17 protein-coding genes are annotated in these 22,858 nt (G+C 73.9%); 9 read left to right on the top strand and 8 right to left on the bottom strand.

Features of this window, described 5'->3' with window-relative positions:
• The first annotated feature begins 139 nt into the window (after nt 1–139).
• Complete coding sequence (locus ACFYOJ_RS01010) at nt 140–1,264, top strand: PLP-dependent cysteine synthase family protein (RefSeq protein ID WP_356552252.1); 1,125 nt, start codon at nt 140–142, stop codon at nt 1,262–1,264.
• 112 nt (nt 1,265–1,376) lie between these two features.
• Here ACFYOJ_RS01010 and ACFYOJ_RS01005 read toward each other — a convergent pair whose 3' ends face one another.
• Nucleotides 1,377–2,198, bottom strand: a complete 822-nt coding sequence (locus tag ACFYOJ_RS01005) for a DeoR/GlpR family DNA-binding transcription regulator (RefSeq protein WP_356552254.1) — start codon at nt 2,196–2,198, stop codon at nt 1,377–1,379.
• 278 nt (nt 2,199–2,476) lie between these two features.
• On the opposite strand from ACFYOJ_RS01005, the gene ACFYOJ_RS01000 reads away from it, so the two are divergent.
• Nucleotides 2,477–4,852, top strand: a complete 2,376-nt coding sequence (locus ACFYOJ_RS01000) for a hypothetical protein (RefSeq protein ID WP_356552256.1) — start codon at nt 2,477–2,479, stop codon at nt 4,850–4,852.
• 13 nt (nt 4,853–4,865) lie between these two features.
• On the opposite strand, the gene ACFYOJ_RS00995 is transcribed toward ACFYOJ_RS01000, so the two are convergent.
• The 4 genes from ACFYOJ_RS00995 to ACFYOJ_RS00980 form a co-directional block, all read right to left on the bottom strand.
• Nucleotides 4,866–7,322, bottom strand: a complete 2,457-nt coding sequence (locus ACFYOJ_RS00995; RefSeq protein WP_356552258.1) for a right-handed parallel beta-helix repeat-containing protein — start codon at nt 7,320–7,322, stop codon at nt 4,866–4,868.
• Between the two features lie 470 nt (nt 7,323–7,792).
• Complete coding sequence (locus ACFYOJ_RS00990) at nt 7,793–8,614, bottom strand: MOSC N-terminal beta barrel domain-containing protein (RefSeq protein WP_356552259.1); 822 nt, start codon at nt 8,612–8,614, stop codon at nt 7,793–7,795.
• Nucleotides 8,615–8,656: 42 nt separating this feature from the next.
• Nucleotides 8,657–9,121: a DUF6643 family protein gene (locus ACFYOJ_RS00985; protein ID WP_356552260.1), complete on the bottom strand. Its 465-nt coding sequence runs from the start codon at nt 9,119–9,121 to the stop codon at nt 8,657–8,659.
• A 287-nt stretch (nt 9,122–9,408) separates the two neighbouring features.
• Nucleotides 9,409–10,629 carry a glycosyltransferase gene (locus ACFYOJ_RS00980; RefSeq protein ID WP_388596077.1) on the bottom strand — a complete coding sequence of 407 codons (1,221 nt, stop codon included), beginning with the start codon at nt 10,627–10,629 and terminating at the stop codon, nt 9,409–9,411.
• A gap of 38 nt (nt 10,630–10,667) precedes the next feature.
• Between ACFYOJ_RS00980 and ACFYOJ_RS00975 the strand changes: the two genes are divergently transcribed.
• The 6 genes from ACFYOJ_RS00975 to ACFYOJ_RS00950 all read left to right on the top strand — a co-directional run bounded on the left by ACFYOJ_RS00975 (nt 10,668) and on the right by ACFYOJ_RS00950 (nt 17,400).
• Nucleotides 10,668–11,453: an aspartate/glutamate racemase family protein gene (locus ACFYOJ_RS00975; protein WP_356552264.1), complete on the top strand. Its 786-nt coding sequence runs from the start codon at nt 10,668–10,670 to the stop codon at nt 11,451–11,453.
• A 78-nt stretch (nt 11,454–11,531) separates the two neighbouring features.
• Entirely contained in the window at nt 11,532–12,074 is a 543-nt protein-coding gene (locus ACFYOJ_RS00970) for a hypothetical protein (RefSeq protein ID WP_356552266.1), read from the top strand.
• A gap of 69 nt (nt 12,075–12,143) precedes the next feature.
• On the top strand, nt 12,144–13,757 hold the full coding sequence (lnt, locus tag ACFYOJ_RS00965) for an apolipoprotein N-acyltransferase (RefSeq protein ID WP_356552267.1): 1,614 nt from the start codon (nt 12,144–12,146) through the stop codon (nt 13,755–13,757).
• A 168-nt stretch (nt 13,758–13,925) separates the two neighbouring features.
• On the top strand, nt 13,926–14,405 hold the full coding sequence (locus tag ACFYOJ_RS00960; RefSeq protein ID WP_356552269.1) for an NUDIX domain-containing protein: 480 nt from the start codon (nt 13,926–13,928) through the stop codon (nt 14,403–14,405).
• A 55-nt stretch (nt 14,406–14,460) separates the two neighbouring features.
• The gene (locus ACFYOJ_RS00955) at nt 14,461–15,261 is read left to right on the top strand and encodes a 3-hydroxybutyrate dehydrogenase (RefSeq protein WP_356552271.1); all 801 of its coding nucleotides are present in this window, start codon (nt 14,461–14,463) and stop codon (nt 15,259–15,261) included.
• A 186-nt stretch (nt 15,262–15,447) separates the two neighbouring features.
• Nucleotides 15,448–17,400: a GAF domain-containing protein gene (locus ACFYOJ_RS00950; protein WP_356552273.1), complete on the top strand. Its 1,953-nt coding sequence runs from the start codon at nt 15,448–15,450 to the stop codon at nt 17,398–17,400.
• Between the two features lie 61 nt (nt 17,401–17,461).
• On the opposite strand, the gene ACFYOJ_RS00945 is transcribed toward ACFYOJ_RS00950, so the two are convergent.
• Nucleotides 17,462–18,871 carry an MFS transporter gene (locus ACFYOJ_RS00945; protein WP_356552275.1) on the bottom strand — a complete coding sequence of 470 codons (1,410 nt, stop codon included), beginning with the start codon at nt 18,869–18,871 and terminating at the stop codon, nt 17,462–17,464.
• 471 nt (nt 18,872–19,342) lie between these two features.
• Between ACFYOJ_RS00945 and ACFYOJ_RS00940 the strand changes: the two genes are divergently transcribed.
• Complete coding sequence (locus ACFYOJ_RS00940) at nt 19,343–19,597, top strand: hypothetical protein (protein WP_356552277.1); 255 nt, start codon at nt 19,343–19,345, stop codon at nt 19,595–19,597.
• A gap of 1,100 nt (nt 19,598–20,697) precedes the next feature.
• On the opposite strand, the gene ACFYOJ_RS00935 is transcribed toward ACFYOJ_RS00940, so the two are convergent.
• Together ACFYOJ_RS00935 and ACFYOJ_RS00930 are read right to left on the bottom strand one after the other, a co-directional pair.
• The gene (locus ACFYOJ_RS00935; protein WP_356552279.1) at nt 20,698–21,885 is read right to left on the bottom strand and encodes a 4-hydroxybenzoate 3-monooxygenase; all 1,188 of its coding nucleotides are present in this window, start codon (nt 21,883–21,885) and stop codon (nt 20,698–20,700) included.
• Between the two features lie 103 nt (nt 21,886–21,988).
• Nucleotides 21,989–22,744, bottom strand: a complete 756-nt coding sequence (locus ACFYOJ_RS00930; RefSeq protein WP_356552281.1) for an IclR family transcriptional regulator — start codon at nt 22,742–22,744, stop codon at nt 21,989–21,991.
• Nucleotides 22,745–22,858 lie beyond the last annotated feature (114 nt).

Genomic DNA, 22,858 nt, shown 5'->3' with positions numbered 1-22,858 from the left:
TCCACAACCCGCCCCCCAGGGCGGCTTTGAGGCGGCCAAAGACGTGTTTATGCAGGTGAGAAGCGTGCGGCAGGTGCTTATGATCGGTGTTGCCGACCGCGCCGGGCGCCGTCGGCGCGCAGCCTAAGGAGCCCCTTTCGTGAGCAGCCCCCAGCAGGACCGGACCGGCGTCACCCTCGACGTCGACCACAGCGACGCCGACTACCGGGCCTGGCTGAAAGAAGCCGTGCGCAAGGTCCAGGCCGACGCCAACCGGTCCGCCGACACCCACCTGCTCCTCTTCCCGCTGCCCGAGCGGTGGGGCATCGACCTCTATCTGAAGGACGAGTCGACCCACCCGACCGGCAGCCTCAAGCACCGGCTCGCCCGTTCGCTGTTCCTCTACGGCCTGTGCAACGGCTGGATCAGGCCGGACAGGCCCGTGATCGAGGCGTCCAGCGGCTCGACGGCCGTCTCCGAGGCGTACTTCGCGAAGCTGATCGGCGTCCCCTTCATCGCCGTGATGCCGCGCACGACCAGCGCCGAGAAGATCCGCCTGATCGAGTTCCACGGCGGACGCTGTCACTTCGTGGACGACCCGCGCACCATGTACGAGGAGTCGGCCCGCCTCGCGGCCGAGACCGGCGGCCACTACATGGACCAGTTCACCTACGCGGAACGGGCCACCGACTGGCGCGGCAACAACAACATCGCCGAGTCGATCTTCCGGCAGCTGCGGCTGGAGCGCTTCCCCGAGCCCGCGTGGATCGTCGCCACCGCCGGCACCGGCGGCACCTCGGCGACCCTCGCGCGCTACGTGCACTACATGCAGTACGACACCCGGATCTGCGTCGCCGACCCGGAGAACTCCTGCTTCTTCGACGGCTGGACCACCGGCGACCCGGACGTCACCTGCGACTGCGGATCCCGCATCGAGGGCATCGGCCGGCCCCGCATGGAACCGAGCTTCGTGCCCGGCGCGATCGACCGCATGATGAAGGTGCCCGACGCGGCGAGCGTCGCGGCCGTACGCGCCCTGGAGCGGGCCATCGGCCGCAAGGCCGGCGGCTCCACGGGCACCGGACTGTGGAGCGCCCTGAAGATCGTCGCCGAGATGGTGGCCGAGGGACGCCAGGGCAGCGTGGTGACGCTGCTGTGCGACCCGGGCGACCGCTACCTCGACAAGTACTACTCGGACACGTGGCTCGCCGGACAGGGCCTGGACATCGCGCCGTACACCGCGGCGATCGACACCCTGCTGCGCACCGGCGCCTGGCCCGGCTGACCGGCGACGGGGGCCGGGTCACGTCCCGGCCGGCCGCCGGTCCGGCGACAGGACCGCGCCGGGGAAGGCCCGCCCCCGGCCCCGGGCGGGCCGGGCGCACGGTGTCGCACCGTCAGTCGGTGCCCTCCGGCTCGCCCGCCACCACCAGCCGCAGATGCTCCGCGATCTCCGCCCGCGCCTCCTCCGGCAGACCGCCGTCGGTCACCAGCGTGTCGACCTGCTCCAGCGTCGCGAACGAACTCAGGCCCACCACACCCCACTTGGTGTGGTCGGCGATCACCACGACACGCCGCGCCGACTGCACCAGCCGCCGGTTGGTCTCGGCCTCCGCGAGATTCGGTGTCGACAGCCCCGCCTCGGCCGATATGCCGTGCACACCGAGGAACAGCACGTCGAAGTGGAGCTCCGAGATCGCCCGGTCGGCGACGGGCCCCACCAGTGAGTCGGAGGGAGTGCGCACACCCCCGGTCAGTACCACCGTGGCCGCGCCCTGCCGCACGCCCGAAGTGCGCTGCGCCACGTGGAACACGTCGGCCACCCGCACCGAGTTGGTCACCACGGTGAGGTCCGGCACGTCCACCAGCCGGTGCGCCAGCGCGTACGTCGTCGTACCGCCCGACAGCGCGATCGCCGCGCCCGGCGCGACCAGTTCGGCCGCGGCCCGCGCGATGTCCTCCTTGGCGGTCGGCTCCAGCCCCGACTTGGCCTCGAACCCCGGTTCGTGCGTGCTCGCCTCGACCACCGGCACGGCCCCGCCGTGCACCTTCTCCAGCACGCCCTGCCGGGCCAGCGCGTCGAGGTCGCGGCGGACCGTCATGTCCGACACGCCGAGCTTGCGCGTCAGCTCGTTGACCCGGACACCGCCCCGCCGGCGCACCTCGTCGAGGATCAGGGCGCGCCGCTGCTCCGCGAGGAGGTTCGCGTTCTCACTCACGTACGCCTCGGTCCTTTCGCCGCAAAACCGTCCGACACGCCCCGCCCAGCCGCTCCGACCTGGGACTCTCGCCGTCACCGCGCAGGGCGTCCCATCCTCGCACGCCCCGCCGCGCGACGCGCCACCGCCCGCGGAACGCGCACCCCGCCCCGGCTCCGGGGCCCCGCGTCACACGGTTCGGGGAGATTCCGTACCGAGGGGTGTGCGCCGCCCGCGAAGCGGCGATCCTGGTGCTCGCACGGTCACAGCGGACGACGCGTCACGGGGGAGCACGGACAGTGGAACAGGCGCAGGAACGGACCGGAGCCGACGACGGTCCCGGTGCCCGCGGCCCCGCGGGCCGGGAGACCGGGACCGCTCTGGAACTCCTGGTGCACGGCGTGGGCGGCACGACCCCCGCCGAGATGCTGGACGACCCGCGCACCGTGCGGATCACCGGCGACCACGTCGCGGCCGTCTTCCGGCGCGCCGAGGACGCCGACGCGGAGTCCCGGCCCGAGGACTACCGGGGCCGCCCGGTGCCCGAGGCCTACGTCTGGTGCAACCTCACCTCCGGCAACGGCACCCGTGCCCTGTGGCTGCTGCTCCTGCCGTTCATGGTGGTCAACCTCGCGCACTGGATGCGGCCCGGCGCGCGGGGCCGCGTCCGGACGGTCAGGTTCTACGGGCTGCTGGTCCGGCTCACGGGACTGTCCCTCACCGTGCTGCTGACCGCCGCGGCCTGCGAGGTCGCCCTCGACCTCGTGGCCTGGCAGTGCGCCGGCACCCCCGCGTGCGCCGCGCGGCACTCCTGGCTGGACTTCCTGTCACCGGCGGAACCCGACGCCGGCTGGTGGAGCCGGCCCGGCCGCAGACTCGCCCTCGCCGCCGCCCTGCCCGCGGCCCTCACCGGCCTGCTCTGGTACCTGTCCCTGCGCACCTGGCGGGCGTACGAGTCGCAGCAGCCGATGGACCGCGGCACCGACCCGGCCGAGGACACCGGACGCGCCCCCCTGAACCGCCCCGGATTCTGGTACGGGCGGCGCCTGGTGGCCCGGCTGCGCGCCGCGCACACCGCCGCGGGCCTGCTGACCGTCGCCGCCGCCGTCACCGTGCCCGCGGCCCGCTTCGACCGGGCGCCCGGCGGCCCCGTGCTCCTCGACGTGCTCGGCCGGCTCCTGGAGGCCGCGCTCGCCGCCCTCGCGGTCACGGCGGTGGCCGTGACCTGCCGCCGGGGACGCAGCGAGAACCGCCTCGACCGCGAACTGGACGAGCACGTCGTACGCCGTCTCCCGCTCGCCGCCCTCGGCCTGCTCGCCCTCGCCCTGGTGCACGCCGGCTGGTCGCGTCCCGGCTGGACGTCGGCCGGACGGCTGCCCGGCGACCTGACCTTCGGCGGCATCACCCTGGTCCAGGGCCTGCTGGTCGTCGCCCTCGGCGTGGCCGCCCACACGCTGCACCGCACTCTGCCCGTCCCGCGCACCGCGGTCCGCGGCCTCGGCGGGCCCGCCGTCGCCATGCTGGCCTGCGCCCTGGGCGGCGTGATGTCCGGCGGGGTCGCCCAGCGCGTCTCCGACTGGCTGGACGGCACCGGAACGTCCATCGACGGCCCGCCCGTCCTGCTGACCTGGCAGGCGTCCGTCATCCCGCCGCTGCTGGCGGCCGTCCTGCTGCTGTGCGCCGCGCTCGCCCGGCACACCTGGCGCCTGGCACGGGCCGAACGCGCCGCCGTGGAGGCCGAGTACCTGGGGGAGCCGGGGGACGAGGCCCGCACCCGCCGCATCGCCCTCACCCGCGCGATGGCCGCCCTCACCGACCGGGCGCCCCTCGTCGTCGCCCTCGTCTCCGCCGCCACCCTGCTGCTGGGCGCGGTCGCCCTGGTGGGCGCCCTGACCACCGGCCGGACACCGGCCGAGGCCACGCGCGGCACGTACGCCGTGGTGCACGGCGCCGCCCAGACCGCGCAGGCACTCGGCTCCTGGCTGATCGGTCTCGGCTTCCTCCTCTTCGTCACCTGGGGCCGGCGCGCCTACAAGGACGCCTCCGCGCGCCGCACCATCGGCATCCTGTGGGACGTCGGCACCTTCTGGCCGCGCGCTGCCCACCCCTTCGCGCCGCCCTGCTACGCGGAGCGCGCGGTGCCCGACCTGACCTGGCGCATGGCGACCTGGACCCGTGCCACCGGCGGACGGCTGGTCATCTCGGGGCATTCGCAGGGCAGCGTGCTGGCCGCCGCCGCGGCCTGGCAACTGGCGCCCTCCGCCCGCAGACGGGTCGCCCTGCTGACCTACGGCTCCCCGCTGGAACGCCTCTACGGCCGCTGGTTCCCCGCCCACTTCGGCCCCGACGCGCTCGCCTCCCTGCACCGGGACGTCGACTGCTGGCGCAACCTCCACCGGCGCACCGACCCCATCGGCGGCCCGGTGCGCCTGCCCGGCGACCGCGGCCCCGCCGTGGACCGCGAACCCCTCAAGGACCCGCTGACGTACGGCCGCACCGAACCGCACCCGCTGCCCGCGCCGATCCTCGGCCACTCCGACTACCAGGCCGACCCGGCCTTCGCCGAGGAACGCCGGCGGCTGCTGGACCGGCTGCGCCCGGAGGTGCCCGCACCGCGCCGGACCGGCCAGGAACCGCCCGTCCCGAGCGCCGACGGGGGCCGTGCCGACTGCTGACGCCGGCCCGGCCTCACCGGGGCTGCTCGGGGAGGTCCTCCACGAAGAGCAGGGTCAGGTCGTCCGTGTCCGGGTCCGCCAGCTGGGCGACGCGGCTCGCGTGCCGCTCCACCATCGCCTCGAAGGTCTGGCGCGCGGTGCGGCCGTTGCCGAAGGCCGGACCCTTGGGGAGCCGGGCGAAGTACCGCGTCAGCGCCTCGGGCACGCCCGGCGCCAGCCGGTACTCGTGCTCCTCGGCCTGCTGCTCCACGATCCGCAGCAGCTCCTCGGGCCCGTAGTCGCCGAAGGTGATGACCCGTGAGAAGCGGGACGCCACGCCGGGGTTGACCGACAGGAACCGCTCCATCTCCGCGGTGTAGCCCGCGACGATCACCACCACCGCGTCCCGCTGGTCCTCCATCAGCTTCACCAGCGTGTCGATGGCCTCCTTGCCGAAGTCCCGGCCCGCGTCCTCGGGGGACAGCGCGTACGCCTCGTCGATGAACAGCACACCCCCGTGCGCCCGCTGGAAGGCCTCCTGGGTGCGGATCGCGGTCGAGCCGATGTGCTCGCCGACCAGGTCGACGCGGGAGACCTCGACGAGGTGGCCCTTCTCCAGGACGCCCAGCGAGGCGAGGATCTCGCCGTAGAGCCGGGCGACCGTCGTCTTGCCGGTGCCGGGAGAGCCGGTGAAGACGAGGTGCCGCTTGACCGACGCCGCCTTCAGCCCCGCCCGCTGCCGGCGCCGCCCCACCTCGATCATGTCGGTCAGGGCCCGGACCTCGCGCTTGACGCTCTCCAGGCCGACCAGCGCGTCCAGTTCGCCGAGGACCTCCTTCGCCGACCGCGCCGGCCCCTCGGGTCCGGGGCCGGCTCCGGGACCGGCGATCAGCGGTTCCTGCTCGACGCCGCGCCGGCCGGGGATCGAGCCCAGCAGGCCGCCGGAGGAGCGGCCCGCCGTCTGCACGGCGGGCTCCCGCGCCGGGGGCGGCGCCAGACCGCCACCGCTCTCGTCGCTGGCGCAGTCCTCGACGAGCGGTCCCGCGCCGGACGCGTCCGGGCCGCCGTCCGCGAATGCGAAACCGCCGCGCGCGCACCGCTCCGTGCGGCACTTGCGCAGCGTCGTCCGGCAGCCGTCGATCACGTGGAAGCCGTAGCCGGCGCTGTCCGTCACCCGGCAGTCCAGGAAGCTGCCGCGGCCGCCCGCCGACACGTACACCCCGGCCTCCGAGGGGGAGTCGACCGTGCAGCGTTCGATGGTGGGGTCGGCGCCCTTGGTGACGATCACGCCGGTGCGGTTGCCGTCCAGGGCGCAGTTGTTCAGGGTGCCGCCGCTGCCGTGGTCGCGGAACCAGGCGCCCGTCGCCGCGTCCCGGATGCGGCAGTCGTCGAGCTGCGCGGTGGCGCCGTCGCTCACCGACACCGCCGTGTTGCGCACCTGGGACAGGTCGCTGTCGACGACGTCCACGCGTGAGCCGCGGTCCAGCACGAACAGCGCGTCCGGCACGTCGTGCACCCGGCAGGAGTCGAGGACGGCGGTGGCGCCGTCGCTGACCCAGACCGCCGGGTAGTCGCCCGTGCTGTCGAAGATCTCGCACTGGTTGGCGTCCACCCGGGTACCCGGGTCCCACACCGACAGGCCGTTGCGCCCGAACTGCCGCACGCTGGTGCGGGTCAGGGTGAGCACGGAGCGGGAGCGCAGGTCGACCGCGTTCTCCGGGATGTCGTGGATGCGGCAGTCGGCCAGGGTGAGCACGGCGTCGGTGTCGAGGGTGATCCCGTCGGCGGTGGTGCGGTGCACGTCGCAGTCGGTCAGATGCGCGGTGGCCCGGCCCGAGACCTGGACGCCGCTGCCCCGCACCTCGTAGACCTCGCAGCCCACCGCCTCCAGCGCCGAGTGCTCGCCGGTCGCCGTCAGGCCCGAGCCCGCCGCGTGGTGGACGCGGCAGCGCTCCAGCCGGGGGTGTGCGCCGGAGCGCACGGCGACCCCGGCCTGGCCGGCCGAGACGACCTCGCACTCCTCGAACACCCCGCCCCCGCCGTCGAGGACCGCGATGCCGACGCCCGCCGGATTGTCGACGGTGCAGCGCCGCACCGTCGGCCGCGCGCCGCCGCGCACCTCGATGCCGGACGCGGACCGTGTGACCACGCGTATGTCGAGCAGCTCCGGGGTGCCCTCCTCGACGAGGACGGCGGGCGCCGCCGCGTCCTGCCCCTCTATGTACAGGTCCTGGACGACGGCCGGGGCGCGCACCGTCAGCGGCACCCCGTCGACGGGCGCGATCCGCACCGAGCCCAGGGCCCCCTCGGGCCCGCGCAGGGTCACCGCCCGCCGGACGACGAGGTTCTCCCGGTAGGTCCCGGGGGCGACGGTGAGGACGTCACCGTCGGCCGCGGCCTCCAGGGCGGCGGCGAGCGATGCGTACTCACCCGTGCGGCGCCGCCACCGCGAGGTGCCGGTGTGCGTCACCTGGACCGTGCCCTGTGCCATGGCGTTGCTCTGCCCCCACCTCGTCGTACTGATCGCCCGGTCACCGCCGGACGCGGCGGCCGGGGCCGGGAGAACGGCCGTGCCGGTCCCGCGGACCCGCACGCAGGCGTTCCGTCCCCGCACCGGCGCGTGCCTGCGGTTTCCTCGCGCGCGGGTTGTCGCCGATCGGTTCGGCCGGTCCACCGTAGCGTGCGTGCGCGGGGTGGGTTGACCAGAGGCGGAAGCCGGCCGCATGCCGGCGCCGGTCCGGGCCCGGCCGTTCCCCTCCCCGCTCCCGGCGGTCGTGGTGGCGGCCTGGAGGGGGAAGGGGAACGGCCTCGGACCATGCCTGTGCACACCCGGGCGGGGAGGAGCGCCGGCGTCCCTCGGCCTTCGTCCTACGGTGTCCAACGCCCGCGCCACGGACCGGGTTCCCGGCCGCGGACCCGGACGCGCGGGCCCGTGGGCGCGGACTTACGGGTGCGGGCACGTCACCCGACGACCGTCACCGGGTCGCCGACCCGGACCGTGCCCGGTCCGAGCGGCACCAGATTCTGTCCGAAGACCAGCTTGCGGCCGATGCGGCGGTGCCGTCCGAGCGTGTGCAGAGGTTCCCGGCCGCGCTCGGCGGAGTGCTGGTCGGTGGTCGTCACCACGCAGCGCCCGGACGGCTTGGCGACCCGGAAGCGGACCTCTCCCACGGTGACGTGCGACCAGCCGTCCTCGGCCCACGCGCCGGTGCCGGCGACGACGAGGTTCGGCCGGAAACGGTTCATGGGCAGCGGCCCCTCCACCGCGTGCTCCCCTTCGGCGATCAGGGAGTTGAGGGCGTCCAGCGAGCCCGTCGTCGTGAGCAGCAGCGGGTAGCCGTCGGCGAAGGAGACGGTCTCGCCCGGCAGCGCGTACGCGGGGTCGACGGGCCGGCGCGTGGCGGGATCGTCCAGGTGCACCATCCGTACGTCCGCCCCGAGGAAGGCGCTGCACCAGGCGTGCGCGGCGTCGTCGGCCAAGGCCGCCTCGGTCCTGTCGCGGAAGATCCGCACCGGGACCGTGTCCGCCGGGTGCGGCACCGGCACCGTGAGCGGCGGGCGGTCGGGCGCGGACAGCCGGACGCCGCCGGGCAGGAGCTCGGCGGCGGCCAGGGCCAGGCGCGGCTGTTCCCGCTGGGTGACGACCTTTCCCCCGTCGTCGATCAGCATCCAGCGGCGGTCTCCGGCCAGCCCCCAGGGCTCCACGACGGCCTCCCGGGGCGCGAGGCCCCGGAACGCCTTGACCGGATGGACGTGTATCGACTGCAGTCGCGCGTTCCCCATGGGGTCATGGTGCCAGGCGGCACCGGTACCCCGGCGAACGGCTCAGTAGCCGCGGTACTGCTGGTTGTTGTACGGGTCCTGGTAGGGCGCCGGAGCGGGCCGCGGGGCCGCGGGCCGCATCGCCTCGTACCCCGCGGGGCCGGGAGCGGCCGGACGCGGCGGCTGCGGCTGCTGCTGGGGCCCGGGGTACCCGCGCGGGGCGCTCGCCTGCTGCGGGATGTACGCGGTGGGCGCCTGCTGCAGCGGCGCGGGCTGCTGCATCTGCTGCACCGGCTGCATCTGCTGCGGGTAGCCGCCGTAGGCGGGCTGGGCGGGGGCTGCCGGGAGGGCGGGCAGGGCCGACGGGAGCGCCGGAAGGTGGCCGGACGGGGCGTCGTACGCGGCCGGGACCCGGATCGGGGCGATCTGCGGGGTGCCCCGCTCGGCGACGAGCGAGTCGTAGATCGGGGTGTCCGGGAAGGAGGCGGAGTAGTAGCCGCCGCCATAACTGGAGCGGGGGGAGGTCATGGCCATAAGTTAAGCCCACGATGTGCTGGTTGGGGAGACCGATAAGAGGGTTGTTTTCCGTGCCTGCGGTGACGGGGGATCACCAATCCGAGCGAACTTGGTGAAAAAGGGCGGCGCGGAACAAGATTTTCATGTAAGTGCCGACTTCTGGTCAGGTTACCGGTGGTCCACCGGCCGTGTCCGCGCTCTTCCGAAGGCGGCCGGACCGCAGCGGACCCCGGCCGCGCCCCCGGCCGGGGCGTGACCGGGGGACCGGGCCCCAAACGCGGCTCCGTGACCGGACGTTGTCAGCCCTCGTCGGGCACGGCACCGGGCCGGGCGTAGGTGCGGCCCTTCCACGCGGCGCCCCGCCCCCGGTAGTGCTGCACCGCCGAGTCGACCGTCATCAGCAGGTACAGGAACGCGGTGAACGGCAGCAGCGGGGCGAGCCACAGCGGCTGCCGGTAGTACCGCAGCATCGGCACGTACGTCCCCGCCATCACCAGCCACGCGGCGCCCGCGCACCCCGCGGCCGCCGCGTTCCCGGCGGCCGCGCCCGCCACCGCCGCCACCGGCGGCACCAGATACACCAGCGCCAGCCCGGCGACCGTGCCGGCGAGCAGCAGCGGACTGTGCCGCAACTGGGCGTAGGCGCTGCGCGAGACCATCCGCCACAGATCGCGCAGCCGCGGGTAGGGACGCACACTGTCCACCCCGTCGGCGAGCCCCAGCCACACCCGGCCGCCGCTGCCCTTGACCGCGCGGGCGAGGGCCACGTCGTCGATGACCGCGTGCCGGATCGCGTCCGGGATCCGCGCCCGCGCGGCGGCGTCCGCGCGCAGCAGCACACAGCCCCCCGCGGCGGCGGCCGTCCCCTTCCTCCCGGCCCGCCTCCCGCCGATCCACCGGAACGGGTAGAGCTGCGCGAAGAAGTAGACGAACGCCGGCACCACGAGCCGTTCCCAGACGCTCTCGGCCCGCAGCCGGGCCATCTGGGAGACCACGTCGAAACCACCGGTGCGGGCCGCCGCCACCAGCCGCCGCAGACTGTCCGGCGCGTGCGCGATGTCGGCGTCCGTCAGCAGCAGGTACTCGGGATCCCGCGCGCGTGCCAGCGCGATGCCGTGCCGCACCGCCCAGAGCTTGCCCGTCCACCCGGCCGGCGGCTCACCGGGCGAGGCCACGGTGAGCGGCAGTCCCGCCCGGCGCCGGCCCAGCTCGCGCGCCAGGTCACCGGTGCCGTCCGTACTTCCGTCGTCGACCAGGAAGACCTCCGCCCGCCCCGGATAGTCCTGGGCCAGCAGCGAGGGCAGACTCGCCGGCAGGACCGCCGCCTCGTCGCGCGCCGGCACGACGACGCACACGTGCGGCCAGCTCTCCGGTTCCCGGCGGCCGGGCAGTCCTACGTCCGTACGCCAGAAGAAACCCCGGGCGAGCAGCAGCCACAGCCAGGCGGCCAGTGACAGGGCGGATACGACGGTCGGGGCGGACGTCCACACATCGGCGCTCACCTGCGCAGTGTGCCCCACGACGCGGCACGCGGCGGCCCATCGACTATCGTGGCCGGGTGAAGATCGCGCTCATGGACTCCGGAATCGGTCTGCTGGCGGCCACCGCAGCGGTACGGCGCCTGCGACCGGACGCCGATCTCATCCTCTCCCTGGACCCCGACGGCATGCCCTGGGGACCGCGGACCCCCGAGGACCTGACCCGGCGGGCCCTGGCCGTCGCCGAGGCGGCCGCCGCCCACCGGCCGGACGCCCTGATCGTCGGCTGCAACACCGCCTCCGTCCACGCGCTGCCCACGCTGCGCGCCCGCTTCGAACCGGACCTGCCGGTCATCGGCACCGTCCCGGCGATCAAGCCCGCCGCGGCCGGCGGCGGACCGGTGGCCATCTGGGCGACGCCCGCCACCACCGGCAGCCCCTACCAGCGTGGGCTCATCGAGCGGTTCGCCGCCGGCGCGAGGGTCACCGAGGTCCCCTGCCACGGTCTCGCCGAGGCGGTCGAGCACGCGGACGAGAGCGCGATCACCGCCGCCGTGTCCGCCGCGGCCGCGCTGACGCCCGAGGACGTGACGACCGTCGTCCTGGGCTGTACCCACTACGAGCTCGTCGCCGAACGCATCCGCGCCGCCGTGCAGCGCCCCGGCGCCCCGCGCCTGGCCCTGCACGGCTCCGCCGGCGCCGTCGCCGCCCAGGCACTGCGCCGGATCGGCGCGCCCCCCGAGCCGGGAGCCCCGGCCGAGGGCACGCTCACCGTGCTGCTGAGCGGACGCGAGGGCTCCCTGCCGGCGCCGGCGCTGGCCTACGAGGAGGGCCGCCTGCTGCGGACGGCCACGCCCGCCCGCTGAGCGGCCCGCCGTCCACTCGGACCGGTCACCCTGCGCGACGAGGTAGCCGCGCAGCGAAACGTGAGTAACCTCATATCCATGAGGCATCGCCCCGGCGAGAGCACCCCCGTACCGGACGTCTGGACGGGCCGTGCCACCAACCGCGTCCAGTGGCTGCTGGCGCTCATCGGTGTCGCCTGCGTGGCACTCGGCATCGCGCTGGCCGTCGATCCGGCCTGGGAGTCCGGCATCGCCCCGCTCACCATGGCCGTCGTCGGCTGCATCACGGCCGGGCTGCTCGTGCTCTTCGGCACGCTGGCCTTCGTGCACGTCGCGCTCAGAGTCGACGAGGAGTGCCTCGAGGTGCGCTGCGGCCACATCGGCCTGCCTCGCCGCCGCATCCCGCTGTCGCACGTCGCCGGCGCCGAGTTCACCCCGCACGTCACCCCCCGGCACTGGGGCGGCTGGGGCTACCGCTGGCGGCCGGAGAAGGGCACCGCCGTCGTCGTACGGCGCGGCGAGGGCGTCGTCCTGCGGCTGTGGGACGGCCACACGTTCACCGTCACCGTGGACGACGCGGAGGCGGCCGTCCAGGTGATCAGGGACCGTCTGCGGCCGAAGGCACCCGGCCCGGCGCACTGAGGGCCGGAGCGCGGCAGCCCTCCGCGGCCGCCCGGAGGACCGCGGAGGGACGCGCCGTACACTCCGGGGGTGACCGTCACCGCAACCCCCGTAGGCGAGCCGGACCGGCTGAAGTCGCAGGCCACACCCGCCTCGCGCCTGGCCGCACGGCTCACGCGCCTGTTCCCGGCCGCCGCTGCCGCGCTCTGCGGCGTGCTGCTCTACGTCAGCTTCCCGCCGCGCACCCTGTGGTGGCTGGCGCTGCCCGCCTTCGCCGTCCTCGGCGGGGTGCTGCGCGGCCGTTCCTGGAAGGCGGGCCTCGGCCTCGGCTACCTCTTCGGCCTCGGCTTCCTGCTGCCCCTGCTGGTGTGGACCGGTGTGGAGGTCGGCCCCGGCCCCTGGCTCGCCCTGGCCGCCGTCGAGGCGGTCTTCGTCGCTCTGGCCGGGGCGGGCATCGCCGCGGTGTCGCGGCTGCCGGCCTGGCCGGTGTGGGCGGCGGCGGTGTGGATCGCCGCGGAGGCGGCACGCGCGCGTGTGCCCTTCCACGGCTTCCCCTGGGGCAAGATCGCCTTCGGGCAGGCGGACGGCGTCTTCCTCCCGCTCGCCGCGGCCGGCGGCACGCCGGTGGTGGGCTTCGCGGTCGTCCTGTGCGGCTTCGGCCTGTACGAGGCCGCACGCCTGGCCGTCCGGGCCCGCCGCACCGGCACCCTCCGGCGGGGCGCGGCAGCGGCGGCCCTGCTCACGGTGGCCGTCCCCGTCGCCGGCGCCGTGGCCGCACGGCCGCTGGTCAGCGACGACGCCGAGGACGGCACGGCCACCGTCGCCGTCGTCCAGGGCAACGTGCCGCGCGCCGGCCTCGACTTCAACGCCCAGCGCCGGGCCGTGCTCGACCACCACGCGCGGGAGACGCGACGCCTGGCCGCCGAGGTGAGGGCCGGCCGGATCGCCCGGCCCGACTTCGTGCTCTGGCCGGAGAACTCCTCCGACATCGACCCTTTCACCAACCCCGACGCGCGCGAGGTCATCGACCGGGCCGTCGAGGCGATCGGTGTGCCCGTCTCCGTCGGCGGCGTCGTGGACCGCGACGGCAGACTGCTCAACGAGCAGATCCTGTGGGACCCCGACAAGGGACCGGTGGACACCTACGACAAGCGGCAGATCCAGCCCTTCGGCGAGTACCTGCCGCTGCGCTCGCTCGTCGGGGCGATCAACGAGGACTGGACCGCCATGGTCGCCCGGGACTTCAGCCGCGGCACCGAGCCCGGCGTCTTCACCATGGCCGGCACCCGGGTCGGCCTCGTCACCTGCTACGAGGCGGCCTTCGACTGGGCGGTGCGCTCCGAGGTCGCCGACGGCGCCCAGATGATCTCCGTGCCCAGCAACAACGCGACGTTCGGCCGCAGTGAGATGACCTACCAGCAGCTCGCCATGTCCCGCATCCGCGCCGTCGAGCACAGCCGGACGGTCACGGTGCCGGTGACCAGCGGCGTCAGTGCGATCATCATGCCGGACGGCCGGGTCACCCAGAAGACCGGCATGTTCGTGGCGGACTCGCTCGTCCAGGAGGTGCCGCTGCGGTCCTCCGAGACGCCCGCCACCCGGCTCGGCGTATGGCCCGAGGCGGCCCTGGTGCTGGTCGCGGCCGGCGGGATCGGCTGGGCCGTCGGCGCCGGAGTGCGCGGCCGACGCGCCCGCAGCGCGTAGATCCCGTACGCCGGGCGCGCTCCGCGGTGCGGGTCCGTACGCCGGGTGTACGCCCCACGCTGCGATTCTGCGCGCCGGGCGCGCGCCCCGTGCTGTGGTCCCGTACGCCGGGGGCATGCTTCGCGATGACGTCGGGAGGGGCCCGGCCGGCCGGTTAGGGTCGGGCGCATGGCTACTCCCGACTTCATCCGCGACCTGCGCGTTTCCGCCGGACACCAGCTCCTGTGGCTCCCCGGAGTCACCGCCGTCGTCTTCGACGAGGAGGGGAGGGTGCTGCTGGGCCGGCGGGCCGACAACCGGCGCTGGTCCCTGATCGGCGGCATCCCGGAACCGGGTGAGCAGCCCGCCGCCTGCGCCGTGCGCGAGGTGGAGGAGGAGACCGCGGTGCGGTGCGTCGTCGAGCGGCTCGTCGTCGTCCAGGCACTGGACCCGGTCACCTACGAGAACGGCGACGTCTGCCAGTTCATGGACATCACCTTCCGCTGCCGGGCAGTGGGCGGCGAGGCCCGCGTCAACGACGACGAGTCGCTGGACGTGGGCTGGTTCGAGGTGGACGCCCTGCCGGACCTGAAGGAGTGGGGACGGTTCCGGATCAAGCAGGCGATGTCCGACGGCCCCACATGGTTCGACCCCACTGAACCCGCCTGAACTGTATGGCGTGCCCACATGGGGCATGGGACGGGCGCTGCCTAGGGTCGCAGACATGACCTCGCCCAGCGTCCTCCCGCCCCCGCACGCCGCGCCGCTCGACCTCGGCGGCCGCACCGCCCTCGTCACCGGCGCCGCAGGCGGCATCGGCAGCGCCTGCGCGCTGCGGCTGGCCGCCGCGGGAGCCGAGGTCAGAGCGGTCGACCGGGACGCCGCGGGGCTCGACGCGCTCGCCGAACGGGCCGCGGACCTCGCGGGCGGCGTCACACCGCACGTCCTGGACCTGACCGACCTGGACGCCGCCGAGGAGGCGGCCGCCGGCACCGACGTCCTGGTCAACAACGCCGGACTGCAGATGGTGCGGCCCCTGGAGGAGTTCCCGCCGGACGTCTTCCACACGGTCCTCACCGTCATGCTGGAGGCGCCCTTCCGCCTCATCCGCGGCGCCCTGCCCCACATGTACGGACAGGGCTGGGGCCGCATCGTCAACATCTCCTCCGTGCACGGCCTGCGCGCCTCCGCCTACAAGGCGGCCTACGTGTCCGCCAAGCACGGGCTGGAGGGACTGTCCAAGACCGCCGCCCTCGAGGGGGCCGCCCACGGCGTCACCTCCAACTGCGTGAACCCCGCCTACGTACGCACCCCGCTGGTGGAGAAGCAGATCGCCGACCAGGCCCGCGCGCACGGCATCAGCGAGGAGCGGGTCCTCTCCGAGGTGCTGCTGCGGGACAGCGCGGTACGCCGGCTCATCGAACCGGACGAGGTCGCGGAGGCCGTGGCGTACCTGTGCGCCCCGCAGGCGTCCTTCGTCACGGGAACCTCCCTCGTCCTGGACGGCGGCTGGACCGCCCACTGACCGCGGTGGCGTCCCGCGGACCGGCGGGGAGGACCCTGTGCACCGGCAAGGAGCCGACGAGGACAGCTCCGCATCCTGATCCTGGCAAGGAAAGGACACGCGCAGCCGCCGGGCGCCGGTGCCTCCGGTGGCCCGGGTCGTCCACAGGGCTGCCGCGACGACCGGACGATGGGTGATCCTGTGAGCATGTCCCGCGATCACGCGCAGTCCGCCGAACACCTCGCCCACGACGCCGGGGCGCCGGTCCGGCACGCCGCGGCCGAGACGCCCTTCCTGGAACTGCTGGCCCGGGACGCCTCCGCCGACGCCTACGAGCAGCCCGTGCTGCTCGCCCGCGCGGCGGGCGCACCGGCCGAGCGGATCGCCGCGCTGGAGCGGGCCAAGCTCCTCGCCCTGCGCGTGCGCTCCGAGCTGGAGGGCCGGCGCCGCCGCGAGGCCGAGCTGTCCGCCCTGTTCGAGACGGCCCACGACCTCGCCGGGCTGCGCGACCTGGACGCCGTACTGCGCGCGATCGTGCAGCGGGCCCGCTCCCTCCTCGGGACGGACGTGGCCTACCTCAGCCTCAACGACCCCGTCCGGGGCGACACCTACATGCGCGTCACCGAGGGCTCGGTCGCGGCCCGCTTCCAGCAGCTGCGGCTCGGCATGGGGGAGGGGCTCGGCGGACTCGTCGCCCAGACCGCCCGGCCCTACGTCACCGAGGACTACTTCGAGGACGACCGTTTCCGGCACACCCGCGCCATCGACACGGGCGTCCGGGACGAGGGCCTCGTCGCCATCCTCGGCGTACCCCTGATGCTCGGGCCCCACGTCATCGGCGTGCTCTTCGCGGCGGACCGGCGGGCCCGGGTCTTCGAACGGGAGCAGATCGCCCTGCTCGGCTCCTTCGCCGCCCTCGCCGCGGCGGCCATCGACACCGCCAACCTCCTCGCGGAGACCCGCTCGGCCCTCGCCGGACTGGAACGGGCCAACGAGATCATCCGGGACCGCAGCGCCGTCATCGAACGCGCCTCCGACGTCCACGACCGGCTCACCGAACTGGTCCTGCGCGGCGGCGGAGTCCACGACGTGGCCGCCGCCGTCTCCCAGGTCCTGGACGGCACCGTCGAGTTCACCGAGGCCGGCACGGCACCCGCGAAGGCCCTCCAGTCCTCCCGCGCGGAAGGACACGCGGTCCGGCACGAGGACGACTGGATCGCCGCGGTCGCCGCCGGCGGCGAACTGCTCGGCGCACTCGTCCTGCGCGGCCACCCCGGACTCGACCCCGTCGACCAGCTCACCCTGGAACGCGCCGCGATGGTCACCTCCCTGCTGCTGCTCGCCCGGCGCTCCGCCGCCGAGGCCGAACAGCGCGTGCGCGGCGAACTGCTGGACGACCTGCTCGACGCCCGCGACCGCGACCCGCGCCTGCTGCGCGACCGTGCCCGGCGGCTGCACGCCGACCTCGACGCCACACACGTCGTCCTCGTCGCCCGCCTCGACGCCACCGCGCAGGACGCCGACCGGGAGGCGGACGCCCGCCGGCGCCTGTGGGCCGCCGCCTCCCACCTCGCCGCGACCCGGCACGGCCTGGCCGCCGCCCGCGACGGCGGCACCGTCCTGCTGCTGCCCCTCGCCACCCCCGACGGCGCCACGGACCTGGCCCGCCGCACCGCACGGGACCTCGCCTCGGCCGTCCACGAGGCCGTCACCGTCGGCGCCTCGGCCCCGGTCGAAGATCTCGCCGCCCGGCCCGAGAGCGTGGCCGCCGCCTACACCGAGGCCGGACGCTGCCTGGACGCGCTGCGGCTGCTGGGCCGCTCCGGGGACGGCGCCGCCGCCGACGACTTCGGCTTCCTCGGCCTGCTCCTGGCCGGCGACCGGGACGTCGCCGGCTTCGTCGACCGCACCATCGGCCGGGTCGTCGCCTACGACGAGCGGCGCGGCACCGAGCTGCTGCGCACCCTCGACGCCTACTTCGCCTGCGGCATGAGCCCCGCCCGCACCAAGGACGCCCTCCACGTGCACGTGAACACGGTCGCCCAGCGACTGGAGCGCGTCGGCCGCCTCCTCGGTGACGACTGGCAGAGCCCCTCCCGCGCACTGGAGATACAACTGGCCCTCCGGCTCCGCCGGTTGTCGGCCCCCGCGCAACGCTGACCCCCGCACGCGGGGAGCGTACGGGGGCAGGGGCGCGCTGCGGGTCAGGCGGTACGGCGGGTCAGGCGGTGCGCGCTTCCGCGGCGGGGGAACCGCCCGGCTCCGCAGAGTCCCGGCCTGTGGGCGTGACCTCGGAGAGGTCCCGGTGCCGGGTCTCCTTGGCCATCCACACGGCGACGAGCGTCAGCAGAGCCGCGGCGATGACGTAGAGGGAGATCGGCGTCGAGCTGTCGTACTCGGACAGCAGCGCCGTCGCGATCAGCGGTGCCGGGGCGCCCGCCGCGACCGACGCGAACTGGGCGCCGATGGAAGCGCCGGAGTAGCGCATCCGGGTCGCGAACATCTCGGAGAAGAAGGCCGCCTGGGGCGCGTACATCGCGCCGTGCAGCACCAGGCCGACGGTCACCGCGAGAAGGAGGCTGCCGAAGTCCCCCGTGTCGATCAGCATGAAGAAGGGGAACATCCACAGCCCGACCCCGGCGGCCCCCAGCAGGTACACGGGGCGGCGGCCGATCCGGTCCGACAGCGCGCCCCATACCGGGATGACCGCGAAGTGCACGGCCGAGGCGATCAGCACCGCGTTGAGCGCGGTCTGCTTGGACACGTCCGCCGCGGTGGTGGCGTACACGAGGATGAACGCCGTGATGACGTAGTAGCTGATGTTCTCCGCCATCCGCGCGCCCATGGCGATCAGCACGTCGCGCCAGTGGTGCCGCAGCACGGAGACCAGCGGCAGCGCCTCGGCCTCCGTGCCGCGCGCCTCCGCCTCGCGGGCCTCGGCCTTGCGCGCCTCGGCCTGTGCCAACGCCTGCTTGAAGACGGGGGATTCATCGACGGACAGACGGATCCACAGACCGACGATCACCAGAACTCCGGAGAGCAGGAACGGGATCCGCCACCCCCAGCCGGTGAACGCGGCGTCCGGCAGCACGGCCGTCAGCAGCGACAGCACCCCGGTCGCCAGCAACTGCCCCGCCGGCGCGCCGGTCTGCGGCCACGATGCCCAGAACCCACGGCGCCGCGCGTCCCCGTGCTCGGACACCAGCAGCACGGCACCGCCCCACTCGCCGCCGAGCGCGAAGCCCTGCACGAGCCGCAGCACGGTCAGCAGCACGGGAGCGGCCGTGCCGATGGTCGCGTGCGTGGGCAGCAGCCCGATCGCGAAGGTCGCCCCGCCCATCAGCAGCAGGCTCAGCACCAGCAGCTTCTTGCGCCCGAGCCGGTCCCCGTAGTGCCCGAAGACCAGCGCGCCCAGCGGACGCGCGGCGAATCCGACGGCGTAGGTCAGGAAGGACAGCAGGGTGCCGACCAGGGGGTCGGAGTCCGGGAAGAACAGCTCGTTGAAGACGAGGGCGGCGGCGGAACCGTAGAGGAAGAAGTCGTACCACTCGATGGTGGTGCCGATGAGGGACGCGGCGACGATGCGCTTGAGATTGTCCGGAGCGGGCGGAGCGGCTGCGGGTGACGACATCGGCACCACTTCCTGAGGTGTGACGGGGACGTTTGCGTGTCGCCACACCGTAGGAATCCGCAGGTCAGGCGCACATGTGGCGGGGCAACACAGTTCGGGGGCCGGCTATGCGCGCGGCCACCATGCCGGCTCATGGAAAGACGTCTCAGGGGATCGACGGTGGCCGGAACGAGTGCCGTCCGGGACGCGTATTTCAGGGTGATTTGACGGTGCCGTGCTGACTCCCGTGCTGGTTTGGTGCTGACTAAAATCCCACGTCATCCCCCGTCCTCACCTGTCCCGTGCTGACTTGGTGCTGACTACGCTCCGTTGAACTCGGGCATCAGGGATTGATCGACTCAGAGTCGTTGCGCGGCAGGTGACCGGACTGAGAGACCGAGTCCGGCCTTGCCGCTCAGCCGCCGTCGGCACGGGCAAAGCAGTGTGTCTGGGCGTGGTGCACGTTGGTCCCAGGAGGTTCTTCGTCTGCTGGTGGTACATCATGAGCAGCAGCGTGAAAAGACCGAACTGGCTACTTTCCGCGAGCACGCCGACAACCTGATCGTTGCCATCGCCGACGTTGGAGCCTCCACAGACCTCAATCACCGTCTGTGGGATCGCCCATGGGAGAAGGCGCGGCGGCTTTTTCTGTTCGTCTTCGCTGCGGCCGGAGAAGGCGCCCGGATGCACGTCCGAGGTGGCTCTGAGTGGCAGACCTTCGCCGCCGGCGTGGCCCGGCCTGCGTGAAGATCACGCCAGCAAGACAGTCCTCGCAACACTACGTGAGCCCATAATGCGAGTCCACGCAGCAGCTTCGTTCCGGTGCCACCCAGACGAGCGCATCGTCGAGACGACGAACGAACTGCTTGCGGCCGTCGGTGACATCAAGAACACCACCCGGCTCGAGGCGGCCCTCGAAGCATTCGGGCAAGCCGGCGTAGCGGTATTCCAGCCCCGCCCATCCATATGGGCGCGCCTCCGCGGTCGGGCCCGACGAGGTGGGCGAAAGGGCCCGGTACCGACGGGGGATGCAGTACCGGGCTCCTCGACTACCGTAGCCGCGCGGAGGGCACGGGGCGGCCGTTCCTGCGTACTACTCCTCGGCCGCGACCGTCGGATCGTGCACCGGAACCCGCTGGAAGACATCCCGGTTGGCGTCCCGGGCCGGGCGTACGTACCGCTCACGGGGGGGATGGGTGAGCCCTTCTTCCACCGGCCGGCCTCCCAGAGTTCCTCGTCTGTCGCGCCGCTCGCTCCGAGGCCGGTGGCGCCGCCGGCGCGAAGGCCGTGGGAGGAGACGGGGCGGCCATCGCTCTTGAGGCCGGCTGCCGTGAACCACAGCTTCACCCGGTCGTTGACCGTCTGCGGGCGTAGGTAGTTGCCGCGCTTTGTGGCCCCACCCCCTTTCGTGGCCCGGGTCTCCGGTGTCGCGACCTTCCCGCTCCGCAGAACCTCCCGGAACAGAGGGCCGGTTGTGACGCCCTGCTGCTCTAGGTAGCCGACCCAACGGCGGAGCCGGAACACCAGGTTGAGGTCCGGTCGGTCATGCCGAGGGATCGTCTGTTCCTCGCCCTTGTGGGTCTTATCCTCGGCGAGCCACACCAGCACCCGGTCGTCGAGGATCGTCACGTCCTCCAGGTCCAAGCCGACGTCCTCGGCGCTGCATCGAGAGCCACCAGAAGGCACAGGAGGTCGAGCGGAACCACGAGGAACTCGACTCGACGCGGACCTGAGCCGTGGGCGCGGGCGGCCGGGCACGCCGGTGACCAGCCGGTCCGCAACTGTGGGATCGACCGGGCCGCGCCCCGGGACGGCCCGGCGGAGACCCCCGTTCTTCCGCGGCACCCTCAGGCGCCGGGGCCCGGGTGGCCGAGGGGCCATCCGGTGTACGCCTCGGCGAGGTAGGCGCGGCCGGCCTCCGACTCGACGACCGTGCGCAGTTCGCCGATCTGACGCAGCCGGTCGAAGTCGCTCGCCCCGGGCTGGACGTGCAGCATGCGCGTCATCCACCAGGAGAAGTGCTGCGCCTTCCAGATGCGCTTGCGGGCGGTGTCGGGGAAGGCGTCGAGCAGGGTCTCGTCCCGCTCGGCGAACAGCGCGCGCAGGGCGTCGGCCAGCAGGACGACATCGGCGACGGCCAGGTTCATGCCCTTGGCGCCGGTGGGCGGCACGGTGTGGGCGGCGTCGCCGACGATGACCACCCGGCCGCGGCGCATCTCGTGGGCGACGAAACTCCGGAAGCGCAGCACGTCGCGCTGGAAGATCGGACCCTCCACGAGGGTCGTGCCGGGGACCCGGGACTGCAGGATGTCCCACAGCTGCGCCTCGGAGTACGCCCCGGGGTCCGCTTCCGGAGGGCACTGGAAGTACATCCGCTGCACGTCGGGGCTGCGCCGGCTGATGAGGGCGAAGCCGTCGGGCGAGTGGCTGTAGATGAGTTCCTCCGCGCTGGGCGGCGCCTCGCACAGGATGCCGAACCAGGCGAAGGGGTACTCCCGGAAGTAGCCGCCGTAGGTACCGGTGACGGCCTCACGGGCCACGCTGCGCGAGCCGTCGGCGCCGACCACGACCTCGGCCTCGATCTCGATCCGGTGACCGTCGGCGTCCTTGGCGATGATCCGCGGCCGGTCGGTCCCGGCGTCCTCGACGCGTTCGGCGGTCACCTGGAAACGCAGGTCCTGGCCGGCGGCGAGGCGGGCGGCGACCAGGTCCTTGAGGACCTCGTGCTGGGGGTAGAGCCACACGGCCCGGCCGACGGAGCCGGTGAAGTCGACGCGGTGCCCCTCGCCCTCGAAGCGCAGCTCGATGCCCTCGTGCTTCTGCCCGACCGTGCCCACCCGGTCGGAGGCGCCGGTCTCGGTGAGGATCTCGACGGTGCCCTGCTCCAGGATGCCGGCCCGGATGGTGGTCTCGATCTCCTCGCGGCTGCGGGAGTCGATGACGACCGACTCGATGCCCTGCAGATCGAGCAGGTGGGACAGGAGCAGGCCGGCGGGGCCTGCGCCGATGACGGCGACGCGAGTGCGTACGGACATGTCGTCTCCTTCGACGGCCGCGGGAATGGCCAGGAGTCTGGCGCCGACCGGAGGACTTGACGACGGGGGTTCCCATTGAACGGGAATCGGGTTCCGGCCGGGCTCAGGGGCGCCGGTCGCCGAGCACCGCAGAGATGCCAGCCGCCGCGGCACGCAGTTCCTTCACCGCGCTCCCGGTGGGCCTGTCACGGGGGAGGACGACCGACAGCGCGGCGATCACCTCGCCACGGCCCTCGCGCACCGGTACGGCCACCCCCGTGGAGACCGCCTCGACCGTCCCCGGGGCCACGACGGCACCGTCGCGGCGGATGCCGGCCAGGAGGCGCCGCAGCCGCGCCGGGTCGGTCACGGTCCCCGGCGACACCGCGTCGAGCGGCCCGGCCAGGATCCGTTCCCGCAGCTGCTCGGGAGCGTGGGCGAGCAGCACCAGACCCGACGAGGAGGCGTGCAGGGGCAGCCGTCCGGCGATCCGGGTGATGTTGGCGCCCGCGTGCGGGTGGGACAGCCGCTCGATGAAGAGCGTCTCGTCGTTCTCCAGCACCGCGAGCTGGGTGTGCTCCCGGACCCGGGCCTGCACGCGTTCCATGAAGGGCAGCGCCGCCTGCCGCAGCCGCAGGGCACGGGAGCCGCGCAGCGCCAGCTCCCACAACCGCATGCCCAGACGCACCCGGTGCTCCTCGTCCCGCTCCAGCAGCCCGCACTCCACCAGTTCGGCCACCATCCGGTGCGCCGTGGACGACGGGAGATCCGCCCGCCGTCCGATCTCGGCGGCCGTCTGCACCGTGCGGTCGGTGCCGAACGTCTCCAGGACACGGACGATCCGCTCGGTGACCGTCTCCCCGGACCGTGAGTTCGCCATCGCACGCCTTTCGCTCCGTGGGCCGCGTGGAGGACCGCCCGGCGGTCGCCCGGCCGGCCCGGGGGCCGCGTCCGCCGTGTCCGGGCGGCTGCCCGCCGCTCGCCCGAAGGCACG

It is taken from the genome of Streptomyces sp. NPDC006384, from assembly GCF_042870695.1.
Taxonomy (GTDB): domain Bacteria; phylum Actinomycetota; class Actinomycetes; order Streptomycetales; family Streptomycetaceae; genus Streptomyces.
The sequence above is the reverse complement of the archived record's forward strand: the minus strand, read 5'-3'. Positions and strand labels throughout refer to the sequence as shown.